Origin of the sequence: Kosakonia oryzendophytica (assembly GCF_027886705.1) — a bacterium.
Classification (GTDB): Bacteria; Pseudomonadota; Gammaproteobacteria; order Enterobacterales; family Enterobacteriaceae; genus Kosakonia; species Kosakonia oryzendophytica.
The window spans coordinates 4648521-4667966 of sequence record NZ_CP115659.1 but is presented as its reverse complement, the minus strand read 5'-3'; the positions used below and the strand labels follow the sequence as shown (position 1 = coordinate 4667966).

Here is a 19446-nt window from a genome sequence, read left to right as displayed (position 1 = left end):
AAAGCAAAAACCCAGCCGTAGGCTGGGTTCTCTGAATAAGTGGTGCCCGGACTCGGAATCGAACCAAGGACACGGGGATTTTCAATCCCCTGCTCTACCGACTGAGCTATCCGGGCAACGGGGCGCATTAAACCTTAATCGTCTTAAGGCGTCAACCTTATTTCTTTAAATGCTAACCGGTTGCTCAACTTTGCGGCAATCTGTGCGATTCTGCGGCGTAAAACGGGAATTGCACAAATCTTCCAGACTTTTATTGACCGGCGAGGAATGCTAAAAAAACTGAAGGCGTTCCGGAGGCTTTATGGCTAATGACTGGCTGGAACTGCGGCAGCATGCAGATACCGGCATTGAAACAATTCGCGCCCACTTTGAAGGGCACGCATATGATCCGCACTGGCACGATAGCTACCTGGTGGGGATCACGCTGGCGGGCACCCAGCAGTTTCACTGCCGTCGCGAGCGCCATCGCAGCACGCCTGGCGACGCTTTTTTACTGGAACCGGGAGAGATCCACGATGGCGATGCGCCCGTCGCCGGCGGTTTTACCTACCTGACCTTTTATCTTGATGAACACTGGCTGAGCGATACATTACGCGGCCTGTATGAGTCGGTGCCGTCCAGCTATTCACTCCATTTTTCTCATACTATCGCCCGCGAACCGCAGTTGATCGGTGCGATTGCGCAGACCTTTTACGCGCTGCACCGCGAAGAGATGCGTATTGTCCAACAAAGTGCTATGGATACACTGCTTAGCCAGCTGACTCACCATTGCCAGTGGCATAAACGACTGCCTTCGCAGGTGCAAAGCGCGGCGATTGCTCACCGTGCCAGGGATTATCTTCATGCGCATATTGGTGACAATATTGGATTGTCGGACCTGGCGCGGGAAACCGGCACCGATCGCTTTACGCTGACGCGCTGCTTTAAGCGCGAATTCCACTTAAGCCCTCATGCCTGGCTTATTCAGCTTCGCCTTGCCACGGCACGCGCGCAACTGGCGCAGGGCGCACAACCGGCCAGCGTTGCTGCCGCATTAGGCTTTGCCGACCAGAGCCATCTCGGGCGCTGGTTTCAGCGGGCTTATCGCCTGTCGCCCGCGCATTACCGCAGGTTGTGCACAAATCTTCCAGACGATACGGAAAAATAACGCCACAGTCTGAGGCTCATGACTAAGGAGCCTGATTGTGAACCTGTTGCATAACTCTTTACCGTTTTTACTCTTCGCCTTTGTCGCCTCGATTACGCCAGGACCGACAAATATCCTGATCCTCGCCAGTAGCCAACGCTTTGGCGTTAAAGCGACGCTGCCCGCCGTGGTGGGCGCGTGTGTGGCGGCGAGTCTGATCGTTTTTATCTCGGGTGCGGGTGCCGGGGAGATCCTGCGGGATTATCCGCTGGTGCGTGAGGTGATGAGCTGGGCGGGCGCGCTGTGGCTAAGCTGGATGAGTTGGCAACTCTTTTCTGCTCCCGCCACAGATTTACAGGGCAACGCGCAGCGCCCCTTCAGCGGTCGGGCGGCGGCAATGTTGCAGTTGATCAACCCCAAAACCTGGATGATGGCGCTGGCAGTAGTGAGTCTGTTTGCCCCGCACAGCGGTCAACCGCTGCGCGAGGTGTCATTTCTGTCACTGTGGTTTTTACTGATCTCACTGATTTGCCTGAGTGCATGGACGTTGTTGGGCAAAGCGGCTAACCGGCTGTTTCGCACGGCGACATCCCTTATCTGGTTTCAGCGCGGGATGGCGCTCTGTTTGCTGGCTTCCGCCTGGGCGGGACTGTTTGGTGTTTAAGTCAGCGCGCCGCCCTGGCGACAGCGGGCAAAGCGCAAAATATCTTCTGCCAGCCGCTGAGCGGTATCGACATCGGCCTGGCTGCGGTTCACCAGCATCCGGCTCAGGCAGCCTTCCAGCACCAGTTCCATCTGCTTCGCCACCATAGCCGGATCGTCCACTTCCAGCCGGGTCAGCAATTCGTGCGTAAAGTCGTGGGCATCGCGTTTTTGCTGATCCGCCAGTTGATGGATGGGATGACCAGGATCGGGAAAGAAGCTGCAAGCGGCGATAAACAGACAGCCGGGATAGCGGTTATTACTGACGCATTCGGTCAGCGCACCGTAGCGTGCAAGGAGCTTCTGTTCACTGCTCAGTTCTTCATCCAACAAGAGCTGCCTGCGCCAGATATCCACCTTCTGGCTCAGATAGCGCAGGGCGTCATACAGCAGTGCTTCTTTATCCGGCCAGAAACGGCGGAACTCATCAATGGGGTAATCAATGCGTTCGGCGACCATCTCCAGCGTGGTGTCTGCAATCCCTTTTAATTCAAGCAACTGTAAAGTTTGGCTCAAAACGTCTTCGCGTTGCACGGTGATGCCTCCGTTATGTGAAGCGTATTCCCCCCACCAAGTGTTGTTTACGGGGCTTGATTGCGCAAATGTGAGGTAAAGGCAGCAGCGTCCATAAATCCGGTTACTCTGGCCGCAGGCTGCTCTTGCCCTTGGGTATCAAAAAACAGGATCGTCGGCAGGCCGAGCACGTTCAGGTGCCGCAGCAGGGCCGTATCCTGGGCGTTATTCGCGGTGACATCCGCCTGCAATAAGAGCGTATTTTTTAGCGCTGCCTGTACCTGCGGATCGCTAAAGGTGTACTTCTCAAACTCTTTGCAGGCCACGCACCATTCGGCGTAGAGATCCAGCATCACAGGGCGGCCATTGGCCTGCGCCAGCGCCTGGTTCAGTTCATCCACGGTTTTCACTGTCTTAAACGCCAGCGCTGCATGCGCCTGTGCGGCTGGTACGCCGAAAACCCAATCTTGTAGCGGTCGGGCACATACCAGCGCCGCGCCGAGCAGCGCAATTTGCAGCACGCGCACAATTGAGCGCGTTGCGCTGAGGCTGGTGATAAACGCCCAGGTGAAAAACGCGATGCCTAATAGCGCCCACAAGCGTAATCCCCAGATCTCGCCAAACACGCGCTCCAGCAGGAACACGGGCAGAGCGAGGATCACAAAGCCGAAGGCGATTTTGACCTGCTCCATCCACGGCCCGCTTTTCGGCAGCAGCCGGTTACCGAACACGGTGACCAGTATCAGCGGCAGCCCCATACCCAGCGCATAGAGATAGAGCGTACCACCGCCGAGCCACAGGTTGCCGCTCTGGGCAATGTACAGCAGGATGGCACTCAGCGGCGCGGTGGTGCAGGGAGAGCAAATCAGCCCGGCAATCGCCCCCATGACGAACACGCCGCCCATCGATCCGCCTTTCTGATGGTTACTCCACAGCGCCAGACGGGTTTGCAGGGAGGCGGGAAGCTGCAGCGTAAACAGGCCAAACATGGAGAGCGCCAGCAGACTAAACAGCACAGAGAGGCCGATCAGCACGTACGGATGCTGTAACGCGGCCTGGAACGACAACCCGGCGGCGGCAACCACCAATCCCAACGCGGTGTAAGTGAGCGCCATCCCCTGGACGTAGATGAATGCCAACAGTAATGCCCGTGGTGTGGCGAGACGTTGCTTGCCACCGAGTACGATGCCGGAAATCAGTGGATACATTGGCAATACGCAGGGCGTAAATGCAATGCCAATGCCGATCAGCAGTGCCCAGAGTGCGGAGAAGGGGAGTGTATTTCCCCTCACCCCGGCCCTCTCCCCCGAGGGGAGAGGGGGAACCGACGCTCCGGAGACGGCCGGGGGAACCGACGCTCCGGAGACGGCCGGGGGAACCGACGCTCCGGAGGCGTCAGGGGGAACCGACACTCCGGAGGCGTCAGGGGGAACAACCGTTCCGGAGGTAGCAGGGGGAACAGAAGTGGAGGTGTCGCGGGTGGTTGCCACCACATCCATCAGCGGCACGATTTTGGTTTCCGGCGGGTAGCAGAACCCGGCATCGGCGCAGCCCTGATAGGTGACGGTCAGCGTTGCGCCTTTCGCCGCCTGAGTCACCTTAAGCGGTACGCTCAGTTGCTGGCGGTAAATGTCTGTTTTGCCGTAAAACTCATCTTCGTGCCTCTCTCCTTCCGGTAGCGAAAGGGGGCCGATACTCGCCTGTGCAGGGGTAACGCGGATCTGCTGGCGATAAAGGTAGTAGCCTTTTTTCACCTGCCAGTTAAGGGTTAAATCATGCTGATGTTGCTGAAAATCAAAAACAAAGGCCTGATCGGCAGGCACAAAGTCAGAGCGGCCGGGCGCGTCAAACAATCCGGCAAAGGTGGATGTGCTGCACAGCAGCAGGATCAGCGTAAGGATGCGTTGAGCCATGAGAGGTAGTCGTAATCTCCGTGGGTAACGGGTAAGGCCAGTAATTCCGGGGTCTGATACGGGTGGTGCGATTTTATACAGGCGAAGAGATCTTCGAGATGGGCGGCGTCGGTTTTCAGCAATAGCTGAACTTCGTACTCTTGCTCCAGCTTGCCTTCCCAGTAATACAGTGACGTGGCGCCAGGTAAAATGGTGACACAGGCAGCGAGTTTATCCGCCAGCGTTTTTGCCGCCAGATCCTGAGCGGTGGCTTCATCCGGGGCGGTGCAGAGTACCACAAGGGCATCAGGAAGGGATGGCGTCAGGTTGTTGTCATCGTGCATAGAAACCTCCGCGTGATGTATCGAAAGGTCACTATACAGTGGCAGGGGTAATTTACCAACGAACGAGGAATGAAGAGGCGGCAGGTGCCTTTGCCCTGCCGCCGGTACATTACAGCATGATGCTGCCGAAGAGGAAACCAAAGCAGACGGAGAACACGACACCCATCGTGCCAGGGATAAAGAACGGATGGTTAAAGACAAAACGTCCGATGCGGGTTGTTCCGGTGTCATCCATCTGTACCGCCGCAACCAGTGTCGGATAGGTTGGCAGAATAAACAGACCTGAAACTGCCGCAAAAGAGGCGAGCGCGGTGAGCGGGGTAACGTTCAGCGCCAGCGCCATTGGCATCAGTGCTTTCGCCGTGGCGGCCTGAGAGTAAAGCAGCGCAGAAGCGAAGAAGAAGATTACCGCCAGCAGCCACGGATGTGCCTGGATAACAGTACCTGCGGTCTCTTTGATCCAGTCAATGTTGGCCGAAACAAAGGTATCGCCAAGCCATGCAACGCCGAGAATACAGATACAGGCGCTCATCCCTGCCTTGAAGGTGCTGGAGTTGAGGATGGTGCCAGTTTCAACTTTGCACATCAGGGTAATTAACGTCGCCACACTCAGCATAATAATCAGGATAGCGCTGGTGGTATTCATCAACGGTTTTTCTACCAGCCCCATGCTCGGGCTGTTGAGGATAGCGTAAACGACGACGCCTACGACGCCCAGCAAGAACAGCCAGACGGAGGTTTTGGCACCCGGCAGGATGTTAATGGTTTTGCCGCCACGCAGCATAATCAGCCCTTCGGCGAGTCGCGCCTGATAGACCGGATCATCTGAGAGCTTCGAGTTAAACAAGATGGAAACTAAAAAAGACATCAGCAGCACTGCCAGCAAGGTGGAAGGGATAACCACCCCCAACATATGCAGATAGCTGATTCCCTTTCCTTCCATCAGCGAGGACATATACACCACTGCTGCCGAGATGGGCGAGGCTGTGATAGCTATCTGCGCCGATACGACCGCGGTTGATAAGGGGCGGCAGGGCTTGATGCCTTGCTCTTTCGCCACTTCAGCAATAACCGGCAGCGTCGCCAGCGAGATATTACCTGTTCCGGCGAAGATCGTCAGGAAATAGGTGACGATCGGCGCAAGAATAGTGATGTATTTCGGGTTCCGGCGCAGTAATTTTTCCGTCTGGTTAACCAGGTAATCCAGACCCCCTGCCACCTGCATGGCGGAAATCGCGGCGATAACCGCCATGATAATAGAGATAACATCAAAAGGAATATTCCCCGGTTTTATACCAATAGCAGCAAGCACCAGTACACCAAGACCACCAGCATAACCTATGCCTATGCCCCCTAATCTGGCCCCCAGAAAGATAGCCAGAAGAACAATGATAAGTTCGACGAGTATCATAAGACTGTTTCCTTATTGTCAGTTAACCTGTTGATAAGTAATTGTTATGGATTGGTAACCGCACAACAAAAAAGGCACGCCATCCGGGCGTGCCTTTTGTCTGTTTAGCCGTAGGGGTTACTGTTCGCTTTCATCGGTATAACGTTTCGCTTTGTAGGCCGGGTGCATCAGGTTCTGCGCCGAGAAGATGTCGTCCAGTTCGGCTTCAGTCAGCAAGCCGCGCTCCAGCACCACTTCCCGTACGCTCTTGCCCGTTTCGGCGCAAATCTTGCCGACGATATCGCCGTTGTGATGGCCGATAAACGGGTTGAGATAGGTGACGATGCCGATGGAGTTGTACACATAGCCTTCGCACACTTCTTTGTTGGCAGTAATGCCGTTAATGCATTTTTCCAGCAGGTTGTAGCAGGCATTGGTCAGGATATGAATCGACTCAAACATCGCCTGGCCGATTACCGGTTCCATCACGTTGAGCTGTAACTGACCCGCTTCAGAGGCCATGGTGACGGTGATATCGTTGCCGATAACTTTAAAGCACACCTGGTTCACCACTTCCGGCACTACCGGGTTCACTTTGGCTGGCATGATGGAAGAGCCCGCCTGCAACTCCGGCAGGTTGATCTCATTCAGCCCGGCGCGTGGGCCGGAAGAGAGCAGACGCAGGTCATTACAGATTTTGGAGAGCTTGACGGCCAGACGTTTCAGCGAGCTGTGTACCATCACATAGGCGCCGCAGTCAGACGTTGCTTCAATCAGGTCTTCCGCAGGTACAACCGGCAGGTTACTGACTTCCGCCAGTTTCTGCACCGCCAGTTGCTGGTAGCCATCCGGCGTGTTGAGGCGGGTACCGATGGCGGTCGCACCGAGGTTCACTTCCAGCAGCAGCTCGGATGTCCGCAGCAGGTTTTTGGTTTCTTCATTCAGCAGCACGTTGAAGGCATGGAACTCCTGACCGAGTGTCATCGGAACGGCGTCCTGCAACTGTGTGCGACCCATTTTCAGGATGTCCTGGAACTCAACGGCTTTACTCTCGAAGCCTTCGCCCAGTTGTTTAATGGCATCGACCAGTTTGACGATAGAGGCATAGACCGCAATACGGAAGCCGGTCGGGTAGGCGTCGTTGGTGGACTGGCATTTGTTCACGTGATCATTCGGGTTCAGGAACTGGTATTCGCCTTTCTGGTGGCCCATCAGCTCCAGGCCAATGTTGGCCAGCACCTCGTTGGTGTTCATGTTCACGGAGGTTCCTGCACCGCCCTGATAGACGTCTACCGGAAACTGATCCATGCATTTGCCGTTGTTCAGGATCTCATCACATGCGGCAACGATAGTGTTCGCGATACTTTTAGGGATGGTTTGCAGCTCTTTGTTCGCCAGCGCTGCCGCTTTTTTCACCATTACCATGCCACGCACAAACTCAGGTATGTCGCTGATTTTGCTGTTGCTAATGTAAAAGTTTTCAATCGCTCTCAGAGTATGCACGCCGTAGTAGGCATCCGCCGGCACTTCCCTGGTACCTAACAAATCTTCTTCGATACGAATGTTGTTTAACATGTGAACCTTCTTTTTCAAGCTACGAATGAATACACCAAACACACAGTATTAATGTGGTTATGTGTCTTTTCCGACCGACGATTATCCCCATAATCGGCCCGATACCCGGAATGATATGCTGATGATAGCGAAATGCCGTAATCTTGATCACTTATTATATTCGCCGTTGCATCATAATTATTAATATGTGAAATGAGTCACCGCTTCGTGACAAAGAGGACATTTTCATCCAGCGGGAAATTGAATTTTTCGTATTCGTCACCATCTCAGTAACCATGCGATTCGCAAACTCATTCAGACAGCCGCCACAGGGCGTCTGTCCGTCGACAGGAGAAGCCAGTGCGCTGGATACCGTTTATTGCCTTTTTTTTATACGTTTATATTGAGATTTCGATTTTTATTCAGGTCGCGCATGTCTTTGGCGTTCTGATGACGCTGATTCTGGTGATCTTTACCTCAGTGATCGGCATGTCGCTGGTGCGTAATCAGGGCTTCAAGAACTTTATGCTGATGCAGGAGAAAATGGCGGCAGGTGAAAGCCCGGCGGCTGAGATGATCAAAAGCGTGTCGCTGATTATCGCGGGTCTGTTGCTGGTACTGCCGGGGTTCTTTACCGATTTTCTCGGCCTGTTGCTTCTGTTGCCACCGGTGCAAAAACACCTGACGCTGAAACTGATGCCGCATTTGCGTTTTTCCCGTATGCCTGGTGGAGGTTTTGGGGCGGGGAGTGGTGGTGGAGAGACCTTCGAAGGGGAATACCAGCGCAAAGACGATCAGCGCGATCGCCTGGATAACAAAGACGACCGCTAAACAGGATGCCCGGCGACGCCGGGCTTGTTTTATGAGTGAACGGAGGGGGAGGCTGAGATCCGACGTTTGGGTAAAAAGAACCATAGCGCGGCAAGCATGAATATCGCATAGAGACTTTTCCAGCCGGGAACCACCAGCAACAGCAGACACAGCACGCTACCCACGATCGCCAGCGCTTTGTAGCGCCCCTTCAGCAACCGGCAGCCCGCGAGCATACACAGCAGATAAATAGTGATAAAAATCCCGTTCGCGTAGATGATCAGCGTATCGAGATTAATGCTGAATGCATAAATCGCGAGGGTGCAGACGATACAGCAGAGGATCACTGCGCTTAACGCATGTTGCGGTATCTGCCGCCCGGAGAGTCGCGCCAGCGCGCTATCCGGTTTGTACATTGCCTGTGACCACACCAGGCGGGCGAAGCTCTGAATGTAAATATTCAGGCTGGCAAAGCAGGCCAGATAACCAATGGTGCAGGCGATCCACAACGCTTGCTTGCCGAACAGTTCGACCACAATTACCGGTAATGACGCCGCCGCGCCCTGATCGCGCCAGAGGTCAAAGTGCAGCACTACCACGGTACAGCCCCAGTACACTGAACCTGCCAATAGCAGACCTATCATTAATGCACGGGGAAAATCGCGCTCCGGGTTTTTGAACTCTGAGGCCAGATGGGCGAAAGCCTCCAGCCCAACAAAGCACCAGAACATGACCGCCAGAGATGAGGACATCTCCGACAGCGATACCTGCGGTAGCGGCGGGAAGGGAATATCAGCGAAGTGAATACCGCCGCGCCACCAGATAGCGACAATCAGCGCAACAATCAGTAACGCAATGATCGATTGCAGATTGGCGCTGGAGCCAGCGCCGCGCGTGCCTAAAAACCAAATCAGCGCCAGCGTGCCTAACTCTGTCATCAGCAACTGCGATCCTTGCCAGCCAAACATGCCCTGCCAGAAACCGACGGCAATATGCAACGCGGCCGGTAACCCGACCGGGATCACGGAGAGGAACAGCCAACCCGTTACCCGCTCCAGACGTGGGCCAAACGCCATGCCGACAAAGTGTGCGACCCCGCCTGCGCTGGGAAAGTGGCGACCCAGCACGGCAAAAACAATCGCCACCGGAAATACCAGCGCTATCAGCAACGGCCATGCCCACAAACTACTGTTACCCGCAGCCACGGCGGCTAACGCCGGTACGGCAAAAACGCCAGTGCCAAGTAAGGAGGTGGAAAGCAACCCGATACCCTGGGCCAGCCCCAGTTCTTGTTTTAATCCGCCCATTGCCCCTGCATCACCCTCTGTCTGACTGACTTCAAGAAAAGGGATGTTATCACAATCGGTTTTTCTTATAGCTGGACCAGCGGTGCTGCTATTTTCCGCACTTATGCGCATTGATGCACTTTCGTAAATTTTTTTTGCTCTTCCCCCTTGAAGGGGGAAAAATCGACCCCCATCTCTCAGGTCACCAGCCGGAGAACCCTGTGCGGACCGGCGTCATCCATAACTGATAAAGACTTTCTCAAAGGAGAGCTATCAATGAGTATTCGTCCGTTACATGATCGTGTGATCGTCAAACGTAAAGAAGTTGAATCAAAATCCGCTGGCGGCATCGTTCTGACCGGTTCTGCAGCAGGCAAATCAACGCGTGGCGAAATCATCGCTGTCGGTAAGGGTCGCATCCTGGAAAACGGTACTGTGCAACCGCTGGACGTTAAAGTGGGCGATATCGTGATTTTCAACGATGGCTACGGTGTTAAAGCCGAGAAAATCGACAACGAAGAAGTGCTGATCATGTCCGAAAGTGACATTCTGGCAATTGTTGAAGCGTAATTTCACTCGCGAAACTGAACGAATTTAAGGAAAGAGAAAATGGCAGCTAAAGACGTAAAATTCGGTAACGACGCCCGTGTAAAAATGCTGCGCGGCGTAAACGTTCTGGCAGATGCAGTGAAAGTTACCCTCGGCCCGAAAGGCCGTAACGTGGTTCTGGATAAATCTTTCGGTGCACCGACCATCACTAAAGATGGCGTTTCTGTAGCACGTGAAATCGAACTGGAAGACAAGTTCGAAAACATGGGCGCACAGATGGTGAAAGAAGTGGCCTCCAAAGCGAACGACGCTGCAGGCGACGGCACCACCACTGCGACCGTACTGGCGCAGTCCATCATCACTGAAGGCCTGAAGGCTGTTGCTGCGGGTATGAACCCGATGGATCTGAAACGTGGTATCGACAAAGCTGTCGCTGCTGCGGTTGAAGAGCTGAAAGCGCTGTCCGTACCGTGCTCTGACTCCAAAGCCATTGCTCAGGTTGGCACCATCTCCGCGAACTCCGATGAAACCGTCGGTAAACTGATCGCGGAAGCAATGGACAAAGTGGGTAAAGAAGGCGTGATCACCGTTGAAGACGGCACCGGTCTGCAGGACGAACTGGACGTGGTTGAAGGTATGCAGTTTGACCGCGGTTACCTGTCTCCTTACTTCATCAACAAGCCGGAAACTGGCGCTGTAGAACTGGAAAGCCCGTTCATCCTGCTGGCTGATAAAAAAGTTTCCAACATCCGTGAAATGCTGCCGGTTCTGGAAGCCGTTGCGAAAGCAGGCAAACCGCTGGTTATCATCGCTGAAGATGTTGAAGGCGAAGCGCTGGCTACCCTGGTGGTTAACACCATGCGTGGTATCGTGAAAGTGGCTGCGGTTAAAGCGCCTGGCTTCGGCGATCGTCGTAAAGCTATGCTGCAGGACATCGCAACCCTGACCGGTGGTACCGTAATTTCTGAAGAAATCGGTATGGAACTGGAAAAAGCAACCCTGGAAGACCTGGGTCAGGCTAAACGTGTTGTGATCAACAAAGACACCACCACTATTATCGATGGCGTGGGTGAAGAAACTGCAATCCAGGGCCGCGTCACTCAGATCCGTCAGCAGATCGAAGAAGCAACCTCTGATTACGACCGTGAAAAACTGCAGGAGCGCGTAGCGAAACTGGCAGGCGGCGTTGCGGTTATCAAAGTCGGTGCAGCGACCGAAGTTGAAATGAAAGAGAAAAAAGCCCGCGTTGAAGATGCCCTGCACGCGACCCGTGCTGCGGTAGAAGAAGGCGTGGTTGCTGGTGGTGGCGTTGCGCTGATCCGCGTAGCAAGCAAAATCGCTGACCTGAAAGGCCAGAACGAAGACCAGAACGTGGGTATCAAAGTTGCGCTGCGCGCAATGGAAGCTCCGCTGCGTCAGATCGTGCTGAACTGCGGTGAAGAGCCGTCAGTTGTGGCTAACACTGTGAAAGGCGGTGACGGTAACTACGGTTACAACGCAGCGACCGAAGAGTACGGCAACATGATCGACATGGGTATCCTGGATCCGACTAAAGTGACCCGTTCTGCTCTGCAGTACGCGGCATCTGTAGCCGGTCTGATGATCACCACCGAGTGCATGGTGACTGACCTGCCGAAAAGCGATGCACCGGATTTAGGTGCTGCTGGTGGTATGGGCGGCATGGGCGGTATGGGCGGCATGATGTAATTGCTGCCGGGCACATGCGCAGGGTTTACCCTGTCGTGAGTTCAACAAAAAAGAGCGGGCTTATCCCCGCTCTTTTTTTATCTTTCATTTCCACTGAAATGCTGTCTGCGATGGGCTGCATTAATCACGGAGACGCTGAGCTGTCTCAGGATGCAGAGCTATTCGGTCAATAACCACCGTCCGGAGTGGGGCCATTAATGGTCAGGGCAAAAGTCAATGTCGAGCTAGCGGATGGCAGAGCCTAAACGTGCACTGTGGAGAGCACATTCGGTGCACCGTCGGACCTGTTCAGGCATTGTTTTATATCAATGTCGATCAGAATGGCGGCGCTGCAATACAGCCTGTGAACAAAATCGTTCCTTGTTCGACATTCAATGACGACGGAGGTTAATCCTCATATAACTCTGTCGCTTGCGATGGGGGTTCCCGCATTATTTTTCCTGATTTGTGCGGCCTGCGATGACGGCGTTTTTCTTTTGGTCATCTTTTTAGTATAAGGTTTACACACGGGCGACATGCGTCCAGCTCATTGATTATGGGGAATAACATGTACGTAAAATATTTAGCAGGGATCGTTGGTGCCGCGATACTGTTGGCCGGATGCAGCAGTAGCAACGATTTGAGCGCTGCCGGGCAGAGCGTTCGCTTTGTTGAAGAGAAACCTGGTGCACAGTGCCAGTATCTTGGCACCGCAACTGGCAAACAGAGTAACTGGCTTTCCGGGCAACACGGTGAAGAAGGGGGGTCTATGCGCGGTGCGGCAAATGCACTACGCAATCAGGCTGCAGCCATGGGTGGCAACGTACTTTATAGCGTAAACAGTCCAACTCAAGGCTTTCTGTCCAGTTTTGTTCCGACCGCCAGTGAAATGAGCGGCCAGGTTTATAAATGCCCGAATTGATCTTATTTATTTGCTCCCGTCAGCGATGACGGGAGTTAATCATCTTAGTCGTTTCTTTGTTATTTTATTTATGATTTAAAAATTCATTTCTATTATATTTTCAAGTCATTGATAAATTCCCTGAATATAAATTATCACGAAACATTGACCTGCGTCGTTATATTATCCTCTTTATGCTTTTTTATAGATTAAAGCGTAAAGCATTATCGCTGCGTGCCGATAGTCCCGACAGGATTCATTGCAAGATGAATTTTGCGGCGTGTTATTTTAATTATGATGGCGTTGGGAGCTTGTCATGAATATTACAAAGCGATTGTTGCTTGCGTTTTCGTTACTAATTGCCAGTCTGATTGGTACGAACCTTATTGCTATGATGTCGTTATCAGAAATAGGAAGCTCACAAAAGATCTTCCAGGAAAATACATTACCCAGTCTCGATGAGATAAATGCTGAGATGCTGAAAGTGACGAGTGTCCGCGCTCAGCTCTTTTTGCATGCCTTGACGGATGATGCAACAGAAATGGCGGAAATAAAACAGAATGCGTTGAAAATTTTCGACGAACTATACAGTATGCATCAGCATTATACGCAGAAGCTTACTGTGGATCAGAAAGATCTTGATCAGTCTAAAAAAACACTTGCCGATCTGGATAAATTCCGTGTGGTTATGGACAGTTATTTTAAATTATCCGAAGCGAATGATCGCTTGGCGGCGTCGAATGCCATGCGTAGTGGTGGTATTGTAGCGGATAATATTACCATCCTGATTAAGGACTTTTCCGATCAGGTCGCTTATAACACCTGGTTAGTCGATGAGGCGCAAAACAAGAGTGATAGCTTAATTTCTCGTTCGATGGTGTTATCTATTTCTGCAACGTTGGCTGCGACAATATTATTGGGCCTGTTTGGTTTAATAACGGTGCTGAATATTCGACGCCGCCTGAATGAAATGAAAGATGGCATGGTGAGTATTAGTGAAAAATTGGATCTCAGTTATACCATTCCTGTCGGGCGTATGGACGAAATTGGCCAGGCCGCCAATGCGTTTAATCAGCTGATAGGGCGCATGGCGGAATCTCTGAAGATGGTGCGTTCTGCTTCCTCTTCCGTCAATATCGCAGCCAATGAGATTGCATTAGGCAACAACGAGCTTTCCGCTCGCACGGAACAGCAATCGGCAGCGGTTGTTGAAACCGCCGCCAGCATGGAGGAGCTCAACTCCACGGTGAAACAAAATGCGAGCAATGCGCATCAGGCCAGCCAACTTTCTATCGCTGCATCTCAGGCAGCAACGCAGGGGGGCGAGGTGGTAAGCGCAACGGTTAATCGTATGAAAGACATTATCGGAAGTTCGAATAAAATTTCCGAAATAACGTCGGTGATCAACGGCATTGCTTTCCAGACCAATATCCTGGCGCTTAACGCCGCGGTAGAGGCTGCAAGAGCCGGGGATCAGGGGAGAGGGTTTGCTGTTGTCGCGGGAGAAGTCCGCTCACTGGCTCAGCGTAGTGCACAAGCGGCAAAAGAGATCGAAACTTTGATCAATGAGTCTGTTAACTACGTTGAAGACGGAGCCCGGCAGGTTGATCTGGCTGGCGAAGCCATGAGCGGGATTGTGCATTCTGTTATGCAAGTAAAAGATCTGATGCAGGAAATTGCCGCAGCGTCAGATGAGCAGGACCGTGGGATTACGCAAATCGCTCAGGCAATGTCAGAGCTGGATACCACAACCCAACAGAACGCATCTTTAGTTCAGGAATCTTCTGCTGCCGCAGCCAGTCTTGAAGACCAGGCGACGAAGCTACAGCAACTGGTTGACGTTTTCCGTCTGCCGGGGCAAAACGTTGTACATAAACCTGCGCCAGCCGTTAAGCATACTCAGATGAACCCAACCGTCGTCAGTGAAGATGATGGCTGGGAAAAATTCTAAGCGGTAGCGTGAGTTTGCTCCTGTCAGACTCGCAGATTTTCACGGCTATGCTCTGTCTCGTGGCATAGCCGTGTTTTTTAGCTCTGACGTAAGAGCAGGTCTAACGGGGTCTTACTTGGTTCACCGCCAATTTCACGGGCCAGTTTCGGTACCAGATAGCCTGAAATCTGCTTCAGCAAGTCGCGCATGATATTTCGCGCTTCCTCATCGCTCACCATAAAATGCGCCGCGCCCTGGACTTTATCCAGCACGTGCAGGTAATAAGGCATGACCCCCGCGTCGAACAGCGCATTACTCAGGTCTGCTAGCGTTTGCGCATTATCATTCACCCCGCGCAGCAACACACTTTGGTTCAGTAGCGTTACGCCAGCCTGACGCAGCCTGGACATCGCCGCACGGAAATCATCATCTATTTCTCTGGCGTGGTTAATATGATTAACCAGCAGGACCTGCAATGAAGAGTGCGCGAAACGGGCAACCAGCGTGTCGGTGATACGCGCCGGGATCACGATTGGTAAGCGGCTATGGATGCGCAAGCGCTTGATATGGGGGATCGCTTCCAACTGCTCAATCAACCAGTCCAGTTCATGATCTTTCGCCATCAGCGGATCGCCGCCAGAGAAAATAATCTCATCCAGTTCTGTATGCGTGGCGATATAGTCCAGCGCGCCTTGCCAGTTGCGTTTGTTGCCCTGGTTATCGGCGTAGGGGAAGTGACGGCGGAAGCAGTAACGGCAATTTACGGCGCAACCGCCTTTTACCAACAACAGGGCGCGGTTACGGTATTTGTGCAGTAATCCCGGGACCACACTGTGTTGTTCTTCCAGTGGATCGGCGCTGAACCCTGGCGCTGCAATAAACTCTTCTGCAGAGGTAAGTACCTGACGCAAAAGAGGATCGTTCGGGTTGCCTTTCTCCATTCTTGCCACAAAAGCGCGTGGTACGCGCAGGGGAAAAAGGCGTTTTGCTTCGCGTCCGGCCAGCAGTTGCGCATCCGGGTCTACATTTAAAATACGTAACAGTTCATCGGGATCGGTTATTACATCGGCAAGTTGCAATAACCAATCTTCTCTGGAAGGGGTTTTTAGGGTTACAATGTGTGCCATTTTTTTGGCTAAGCTACCAGTTAACAATTTCAGAGGGCCTTATGGCGACTTACTATAGCAACGATTTTCGTGCCGGTCTTAAAATCATGTTGGACGGCGAACCGTACGCGGTTGAAGCCAGCGAATTCGTGAAACCGGGGAAAGGCCAGGCTTTCGCACGCGTTAAACTGCGTCGTTTGCTGACCGGTACCCGTGTAGAGAAAACCTTCAAGTCTACCGACTCAGCTGAAGGTGCGGACGTTGTCGATATGAACCTGACTTACCTGTACAACGACGGTGAGTTCTGGCACTTCATGAACAATGAAACTTTCGAGCAACTCTCTGCTGACAAAAAAGCCATCGGCGACAGCGAAAAATGGTTGCTGGATCAGGCAGAATGCATCGTGACCCTGTGGAACGGTCAGCCGATCTCCGTGACTCCGCCGAACTTTGTTGAACTGGAAATCATTGAAACCGATCCGGGTCTGAAAGGTGATACTGCAGGCACTGGCGGTAAACCGGCTACCCTGAGCACTGGCGCAGTGGTTAAAGTTCCGCTGTTCGTGCAGATCGGTGAAGTGATTAAAGTGGATACCCGCTCTGGCGAATACGTATCTCGCGTGAAATAATCCTCACGACTTCGGCGTAGCGTCGTGCTACGCCGCTGAATTTCTCAGGGCCGGGATGATGAAACGTTTTGCGAAATTTCTCTCACTGATACTTCTTGGTTGTGCTCTTCTGTCTGGCTGCAATACCGCGCGCGGCGTCGGTGAAGATATCCAGAGTCTCGGTCATGTTATCTCCCGCGCGGCCAACTAAAACTTCACATCTTCTTAAAAATGCCTCTGTTCCGGTCACGTTCCGGAATCTTGTCTATGCTTAAGTGGCTAACAATATTGGTCACAAAAGGAAGATATTATGGTTAAGAAGACGATTGCTGCGATCTTTTCTGTACTGCTCCTTTCCTCCGCTCTGACGGCTTGTAACACCACGCGAGGTGTCGGTCAGGATATTTCTGAGGGTGGTAGCGCGATCTCTGGCGCGGCAACCAAAGCACAGCAGTAACCTCTATCGGTACGACGTCCGTCGTACCGTTAATTTGAATTTTCTGGCAGCGACAGGAACGGTGTAAATCGATTCCCCATGCCCAGTTTCATTCTGATATTGCGCTTATAGGTGTATACGGTTTTGCCGTTGATACTCAGCTTGGCGGCAATGGTCTGATTACTTCTGCCTTCCATCCACAGCGTTAACACTTTCTCTTCCTGCTTTGTCAGTAAGGGCGTGGCAACATGCGGCACTGCGCGCCCCGGGCGGGCGAGTACAAGTGTATCAATGACTTGTGCTAACTTATCCAGCGGTTCTGTTTTCAGCAATTTTGTTTTAACCATAAATTGCGCATAGATTTCTGAGAGTTGCGCATCTTCGCCGGATTCCAGCAGCATCACCTGATTAGCGTCGCCGCAGGCAGAAAAAAGCGAGGCAAGTTGTTGACTATGATGAATTTCGTTCTTAAAACCATGAAGGTCAGCGATCACTAAATCTGGCTGCCATTGCACAATATGTTCTCTCGCCAGCATCAAATTGTGCAGTGCGGTCACGAGGAATGATGCGGTGAACAAATCATTTTGATTGAGCCAGGATTCCATCCCTGAACGGGTGAAGTAACAACGGTCAATCACGAGAATCTTGAACATATTTTTCTTCGCAGTCAGGAGGTGGCGCACAACTTCCTGTATTCAGGAAAGCGATTCATCATAGGGTGTATATCTGCTGAATAAATGCCTGAATTCCGCTGCGAACAGTGGCTATTTCTTGCTTTTACCTCCTAAAATTAAGTAAGCACAAAAATGTTGAAATAATAATCTGGAATAGTCAGAATCTGACCCTCTTCAATCGCCTGACGGGACGACCCGCCAGTGTGCATGTTCAACGGGGACGGCCCCGCACCGGAGCCAATAATGTCCTGGTTTATTCTTCTTGTTGCAGGTCTTCTGGAAGTGGTTTGGGCCATCGGCCTGAAATACACACATGGATTCACACGTTTAACTCCCAGCATTGTCACCATCACAGCGATGGTCGCCAGTATTGTGCTGCTCTCATGGGCAATGAAAACGCTGCCAGTTGGTACAGCCTATGCTATCTGGACCGGAATAGGTGCCGTCGGTGCGGCGATTGCCGGCATCGTATTGCTTGGTGAATCAGCCAGTCTGGCGCGCGTTTTCAGTTTGTGTCTGATCGTGGCGGGGATTGTTGGTCTGAAACTCAGCGCTCATTAAGGCGCATGTTTAATCCAGAGTAATTTTTCTACGGCGAAACCCTGTCGCGACGCGATCTCCAGCATTTGCTGTTTAACCTTTGCGGGGAGGGATGGTGTGCGCGACAGGATCCACAGGTAGTCACGATCCGGTCCGCAGACCAGCGCATAGCGGTAATTATCATCCAGCGCGATAACATTGTAGCCGCCGTAGAAGGGGCCGAAGAAAGAGACTTTCAGCGCCGCAGTGCGTGGATTGCCGGTGAAATACGCCTCGCCCATTGATTGCTGCCACATGCCGCGATCCGGGTTATAGCCACGGTTTATGACGTTTAAGCCACCATCATCGCGCAGGCTGTACGTGGTGGTGACTTGCTCCAGACCGCTCTCGAAGCGGTGATCAAAACGGGCAATTTCGTACCATTTCCCCAGGTAGCGTTGCATATCAAAATTTTGAACAACCTTAACGCCCTCGGGAGGTGTGGGGGAACTACAGGCAGAGAGTAAAAACGCGGCTACAACAGCGAGGAGAAAACGCATAAGATTTTCCTTCCAGCATTTTCTTTCAGGTATAGACGCTGGGGGAAAATTTGCTCTCCTGCTTGCGCAGGAGAGCGACTGGCATCAAATAAAAATCACGCCGATCAAGGTGACCACGGTCAGAATGGCAGCAAGGCCGTAGAACACCCATTTACCGCTTGGTACGTGGATTTTTAAGTCATGCATCATATGGTGGATACGGTGCAAACCGCACCACACTGGCAATACAATCATTAAAAAGATAAAGGCGCGACCAACAAAGCTTTGCGCAAACGCCAGGACGCGCTCATAGCTCAGTGCTTCTGTGGGGTAGAGCCCCAGCGGCAGCAACACCCCCACCAGCAGGATAATCACCGGAGCAACAATCGCGCTCCACATACCGCCTGCGCCAAACAAGCCCCAGAATACGGGTTCGTCGGAACGTTTTGGATTCGGGTTAATCACCTTGGCCTCCTTACCAGAACAGTGCGACAAACAGGATCACGACAGTGACCACCGCTGTAACCGCCCAGAGCGTTTTAAGAACCGGCTCTGGCCCCATTTTTTCATCTTTCACGATGATGATCGTCGCTTTCGGTGCCAGCTCAAACCAGGTTTTCGTGTGCAGCAATGCAGCCGCCAGCGAAATCAGGTTAAGAACTACCACAATTGGGTTTTGCAGGAAGCCTACAAAACCGGTCCAGCTTTCCGGGCCATGTTTAAGGGCAAAGAGCCCGTAAATGAGCACAATGCTGAACCAGACTGCTGGCACTGCCGTTCCTTCACGCAGCATATAGAAGCGATAAAACGGCAGTTGTTTCCACCAGCTTGCGGGTACGGGACGAACCCAGGCTTTGCGTTTAGTCGTCATAATGCACTCC

General features: G+C 52.6%; 22 protein-coding genes and 1 tRNA gene. 11 read left to right on the top strand and 12 right to left on the bottom strand.

The window, feature by feature from the left end:
* Window positions 1-40: 40 nt before the first annotated feature.
* Window positions 41-116, bottom strand: a tRNA-Phe gene (locus O9K67_RS22530).
* Window positions 117-301: 185 nt separating this feature from the next.
* On the opposite strand from O9K67_RS22530, the gene O9K67_RS22525 reads away from it, so the two are divergent.
* Window positions 302-1147 carry an AraC family transcriptional regulator gene (locus O9K67_RS22525; RefSeq protein ID WP_061498577.1) on the top strand — a complete coding sequence of 282 codons (846 nt, stop codon included), beginning with the start codon at window positions 302-304 and terminating at the stop codon, window positions 1145-1147.
* Window positions 1148-1184: 37 nt separating this feature from the next.
* On the top strand, window positions 1185-1790 hold the full coding sequence (locus O9K67_RS22520) for a LysE family translocator (protein ID WP_061498569.1): 606 nt from the start codon (window positions 1185-1187) through the stop codon (window positions 1788-1790).
* Here O9K67_RS22520 and O9K67_RS22515 read toward each other — a convergent pair.
* The 5 genes from O9K67_RS22515 to aspA all read right to left on the bottom strand — a co-directional run bounded on the left by O9K67_RS22515 (window position 1787) and on the right by aspA (window position 7542).
* Window positions 1787-2362: a transcriptional regulator gene (locus tag O9K67_RS22515; protein WP_061498566.1), complete on the bottom strand. Its 576-nt coding sequence runs from the start codon at window positions 2360-2362 to the stop codon at window positions 1787-1789. The two genes, O9K67_RS22520 and O9K67_RS22515, sit on opposite strands and share 4 nt — an antisense overlap.
* Window positions 2363-2409: 47 nt before the next feature.
* Window positions 2410-4254, bottom strand: coding sequence for a protein-disulfide reductase DsbD (dsbD, locus tag O9K67_RS22510; protein ID WP_061498562.1), 1845 nt, complete (start codon window positions 4252-4254; stop codon window positions 2410-2412).
* Window positions 4230-4577, bottom strand: coding sequence for a divalent cation tolerance protein CutA (gene cutA, locus O9K67_RS22505; protein ID WP_061498559.1), 348 nt, complete (start codon window positions 4575-4577; stop codon window positions 4230-4232). The genes dsbD and cutA overlap by 25 nt, the downstream gene beginning before the upstream one ends.
* 109 nt (window positions 4578-4686) lie before the next feature.
* Entirely contained in the window at window positions 4687-5988 is a 1302-nt protein-coding gene (locus tag O9K67_RS22500) for an anaerobic C4-dicarboxylate transporter (protein WP_061498556.1), read from the bottom strand.
* Window positions 5989-6105: 117 nt separating this feature from the next.
* On the bottom strand, window positions 6106-7542 hold the full coding sequence (gene aspA, locus O9K67_RS22495; protein WP_061498553.1) for an aspartate ammonia-lyase: 1437 nt from the start codon (window positions 7540-7542) through the stop codon (window positions 6106-6108).
* A gap of 339 nt (window positions 7543-7881) precedes the next feature.
* On the opposite strand from aspA, the gene O9K67_RS22490 reads away from it, so the two are divergent.
* Window positions 7882-8352 carry an FxsA family protein gene (locus tag O9K67_RS22490; RefSeq protein ID WP_061498548.1) on the top strand — a complete coding sequence of 157 codons (471 nt, stop codon included), beginning with the start codon at window positions 7882-7884 and terminating at the stop codon, window positions 8350-8352.
* Window positions 8353-8381: 29 nt separating this feature from the next.
* Here O9K67_RS22490 and yjeH read toward each other — a convergent pair whose 3' ends face one another.
* Window positions 8382-9638, bottom strand: coding sequence for an L-methionine/branched-chain amino acid transporter (gene yjeH, locus O9K67_RS22485; RefSeq protein WP_061498545.1), 1257 nt, complete (start codon window positions 9636-9638; stop codon window positions 8382-8384).
* A gap of 255 nt (window positions 9639-9893) precedes the next feature.
* Here yjeH and O9K67_RS22480 point away from each other — a divergent pair, with 255 nt between their 5' ends.
* From O9K67_RS22480 to O9K67_RS22465, 4 genes are all read left to right on the top strand, one after another.
* Window positions 9894-10187, top strand: a complete 294-nt coding sequence (locus tag O9K67_RS22480; RefSeq protein WP_007372708.1) for a co-chaperone GroES — start codon at window positions 9894-9896, stop codon at window positions 10185-10187.
* 39 nt (window positions 10188-10226) lie between these two features.
* Entirely contained in the window at window positions 10227-11873 is a 1647-nt protein-coding gene (groL, locus tag O9K67_RS22475; RefSeq protein WP_061498543.1) for a chaperonin GroEL, read from the top strand.
* Window positions 11874-12420: 547 nt separating this feature from the next.
* A complete protein-coding gene (locus O9K67_RS22470; RefSeq protein WP_061498540.1) occupies window positions 12421-12774 on the top strand; it encodes a DUF4156 domain-containing protein in 354 nt (117 codons plus the stop codon).
* A 295-nt stretch (window positions 12775-13069) separates the two neighbouring features.
* On the top strand, window positions 13070-14704 hold the full coding sequence (locus tag O9K67_RS22465) for a methyl-accepting chemotaxis protein (RefSeq protein ID WP_061498538.1): 1635 nt from the start codon (window positions 13070-13072) through the stop codon (window positions 14702-14704).
* Window positions 14705-14781: 77 nt separating this feature from the next.
* Here the strand turns inward: O9K67_RS22465 and epmB are convergent, their stop codons facing one another.
* Complete coding sequence (epmB, locus tag O9K67_RS22460) at window positions 14782-15810, bottom strand: EF-P beta-lysylation protein EpmB (RefSeq protein ID WP_061498535.1); 1029 nt, start codon at window positions 15808-15810, stop codon at window positions 14782-14784.
* Window positions 15811-15851: 41 nt separating this feature from the next.
* Between epmB and efp the strand changes: the two genes are divergently transcribed.
* The 3 genes from efp to ecnB all read left to right on the top strand — a co-directional run bounded on the left by efp (window position 15852) and on the right by ecnB (window position 16854).
* A complete protein-coding gene (gene efp, locus O9K67_RS22455) occupies window positions 15852-16418 on the top strand; it encodes an elongation factor P (protein ID WP_061498532.1) in 567 nt (188 codons plus the stop codon).
* Between the two features lie 58 nt (window positions 16419-16476).
* On the top strand, window positions 16477-16608 hold the full coding sequence (locus O9K67_RS22450) for an entericidin A/B family lipoprotein (RefSeq protein ID WP_061498529.1): 132 nt from the start codon (window positions 16477-16479) through the stop codon (window positions 16606-16608).
* Window positions 16609-16707: 99 nt separating this feature from the next.
* A complete protein-coding gene (gene ecnB / locus O9K67_RS22445; protein ID WP_061498526.1) occupies window positions 16708-16854 on the top strand; it encodes a lipoprotein toxin entericidin B in 147 nt (48 codons plus the stop codon).
* Window positions 16855-16883: 29 nt separating this feature from the next.
* On the opposite strand, the gene O9K67_RS22440 is transcribed toward ecnB, so the two are convergent.
* Window positions 16884-17486, bottom strand: coding sequence for a response regulator transcription factor (locus O9K67_RS22440; protein WP_061498524.1), 603 nt, complete (start codon window positions 17484-17486; stop codon window positions 16884-16886).
* A gap of 264 nt (window positions 17487-17750) precedes the next feature.
* On the opposite strand from O9K67_RS22440, the gene sugE reads away from it, so the two are divergent.
* On the top strand, window positions 17751-18068 hold the full coding sequence (sugE, locus tag O9K67_RS22435; protein WP_061498522.1) for a quaternary ammonium compound efflux SMR transporter SugE: 318 nt from the start codon (window positions 17751-17753) through the stop codon (window positions 18066-18068).
* On the opposite strand, the gene O9K67_RS22430 is transcribed toward sugE, so the two are convergent.
* The 3 genes from O9K67_RS22430 to frdC form a co-directional block, all read right to left on the bottom strand.
* On the bottom strand, window positions 18065-18586 hold the full coding sequence (locus O9K67_RS22430; protein ID WP_061498519.1) for a lipocalin family protein: 522 nt from the start codon (window positions 18584-18586) through the stop codon (window positions 18065-18067). The two genes, sugE and O9K67_RS22430, sit on opposite strands and share 4 nt — an antisense overlap.
* An 84-nt stretch (window positions 18587-18670) precedes the next feature.
* Window positions 18671-19030, bottom strand: coding sequence for a fumarate reductase subunit FrdD (gene frdD / locus O9K67_RS22425; protein WP_061498516.1), 360 nt, complete (start codon window positions 19028-19030; stop codon window positions 18671-18673).
* 10 nt (window positions 19031-19040) lie between these two features.
* Window positions 19041-19436, bottom strand: coding sequence for a fumarate reductase subunit FrdC (gene frdC / locus O9K67_RS22420; RefSeq protein WP_061498513.1), 396 nt, complete (start codon window positions 19434-19436; stop codon window positions 19041-19043).
* Window positions 19437-19446: the final 10 nt, after the last annotated feature.

Excerpts from the sequence above, each read along its gene's own strand:
- O9K67_RS22525 (WP_061498577.1), top strand. The coding sequence starts at position 302 with ATGGCTAATGACTGGCTGGAACTGCGGCAGCATGCAGATACCGGCATT.
- dsbD (WP_061498562.1), bottom strand. The coding sequence starts at position 4,254 with ATGGCTCAACGCATCCTTACGCTGATCCTGCTGCTGTGCAGCACATCC.
- cutA (WP_061498559.1), bottom strand. The coding sequence starts at position 4,577 with ATGCACGATGACAACAACCTGACGCCATCCCTTCCTGATGCCCTTGTG.
- O9K67_RS22500 (WP_061498556.1), bottom strand. The coding sequence starts at position 5,988 with ATGATACTCGTCGAACTTATCATTGTTCTTCTGGCTATCTTTCTGGGG.
- aspA (WP_061498553.1), bottom strand. The coding sequence starts at position 7,542 with ATGTTAAACAACATTCGTATCGAAGAAGATTTGTTAGGTACCAGGGAA.
- yjeH (WP_061498545.1), bottom strand. The coding sequence starts at position 9,638 with ATGGGCGGATTAAAACAAGAACTGGGGCTGGCCCAGGGTATCGGGTTG.
- O9K67_RS22480 (WP_007372708.1), top strand. The coding sequence starts at position 9,894 with ATGAGTATTCGTCCGTTACATGATCGTGTGATCGTCAAACGTAAAGAA.
- groL (WP_061498543.1), top strand. The coding sequence starts at position 10,227 with ATGGCAGCTAAAGACGTAAAATTCGGTAACGACGCCCGTGTAAAAATG.
- O9K67_RS22470 (WP_061498540.1), top strand. The coding sequence starts at position 12,421 with ATGTACGTAAAATATTTAGCAGGGATCGTTGGTGCCGCGATACTGTTG.
- O9K67_RS22465 (WP_061498538.1), top strand. The coding sequence starts at position 13,070 with ATGAATATTACAAAGCGATTGTTGCTTGCGTTTTCGTTACTAATTGCC.
- epmB (WP_061498535.1), bottom strand. The coding sequence starts at position 15,810 with ATGGCACACATTGTAACCCTAAAAACCCCTTCCAGAGAAGATTGGTTA.
- efp (WP_061498532.1), top strand. The coding sequence starts at position 15,852 with ATGGCGACTTACTATAGCAACGATTTTCGTGCCGGTCTTAAAATCATG.
- O9K67_RS22450 (WP_061498529.1), top strand. The coding sequence starts at position 16,477 with ATGAAACGTTTTGCGAAATTTCTCTCACTGATACTTCTTGGTTGTGCT.
- ecnB (WP_061498526.1), top strand. The coding sequence starts at position 16,708 with ATGGTTAAGAAGACGATTGCTGCGATCTTTTCTGTACTGCTCCTTTCC.
- O9K67_RS22440 (WP_061498524.1), bottom strand. The coding sequence starts at position 17,486 with ATGTTCAAGATTCTCGTGATTGACCGTTGTTACTTCACCCGTTCAGGG.
- sugE (WP_061498522.1), top strand. The coding sequence starts at position 17,751 with ATGTCCTGGTTTATTCTTCTTGTTGCAGGTCTTCTGGAAGTGGTTTGG.
- O9K67_RS22430 (WP_061498519.1), bottom strand. The coding sequence starts at position 18,586 with ATGCGTTTTCTCCTCGCTGTTGTAGCCGCGTTTTTACTCTCTGCCTGT.
- frdC (WP_061498513.1), bottom strand. The coding sequence starts at position 19,436 with ATGACGACTAAACGCAAAGCCTGGGTTCGTCCCGTACCCGCAAGCTGG.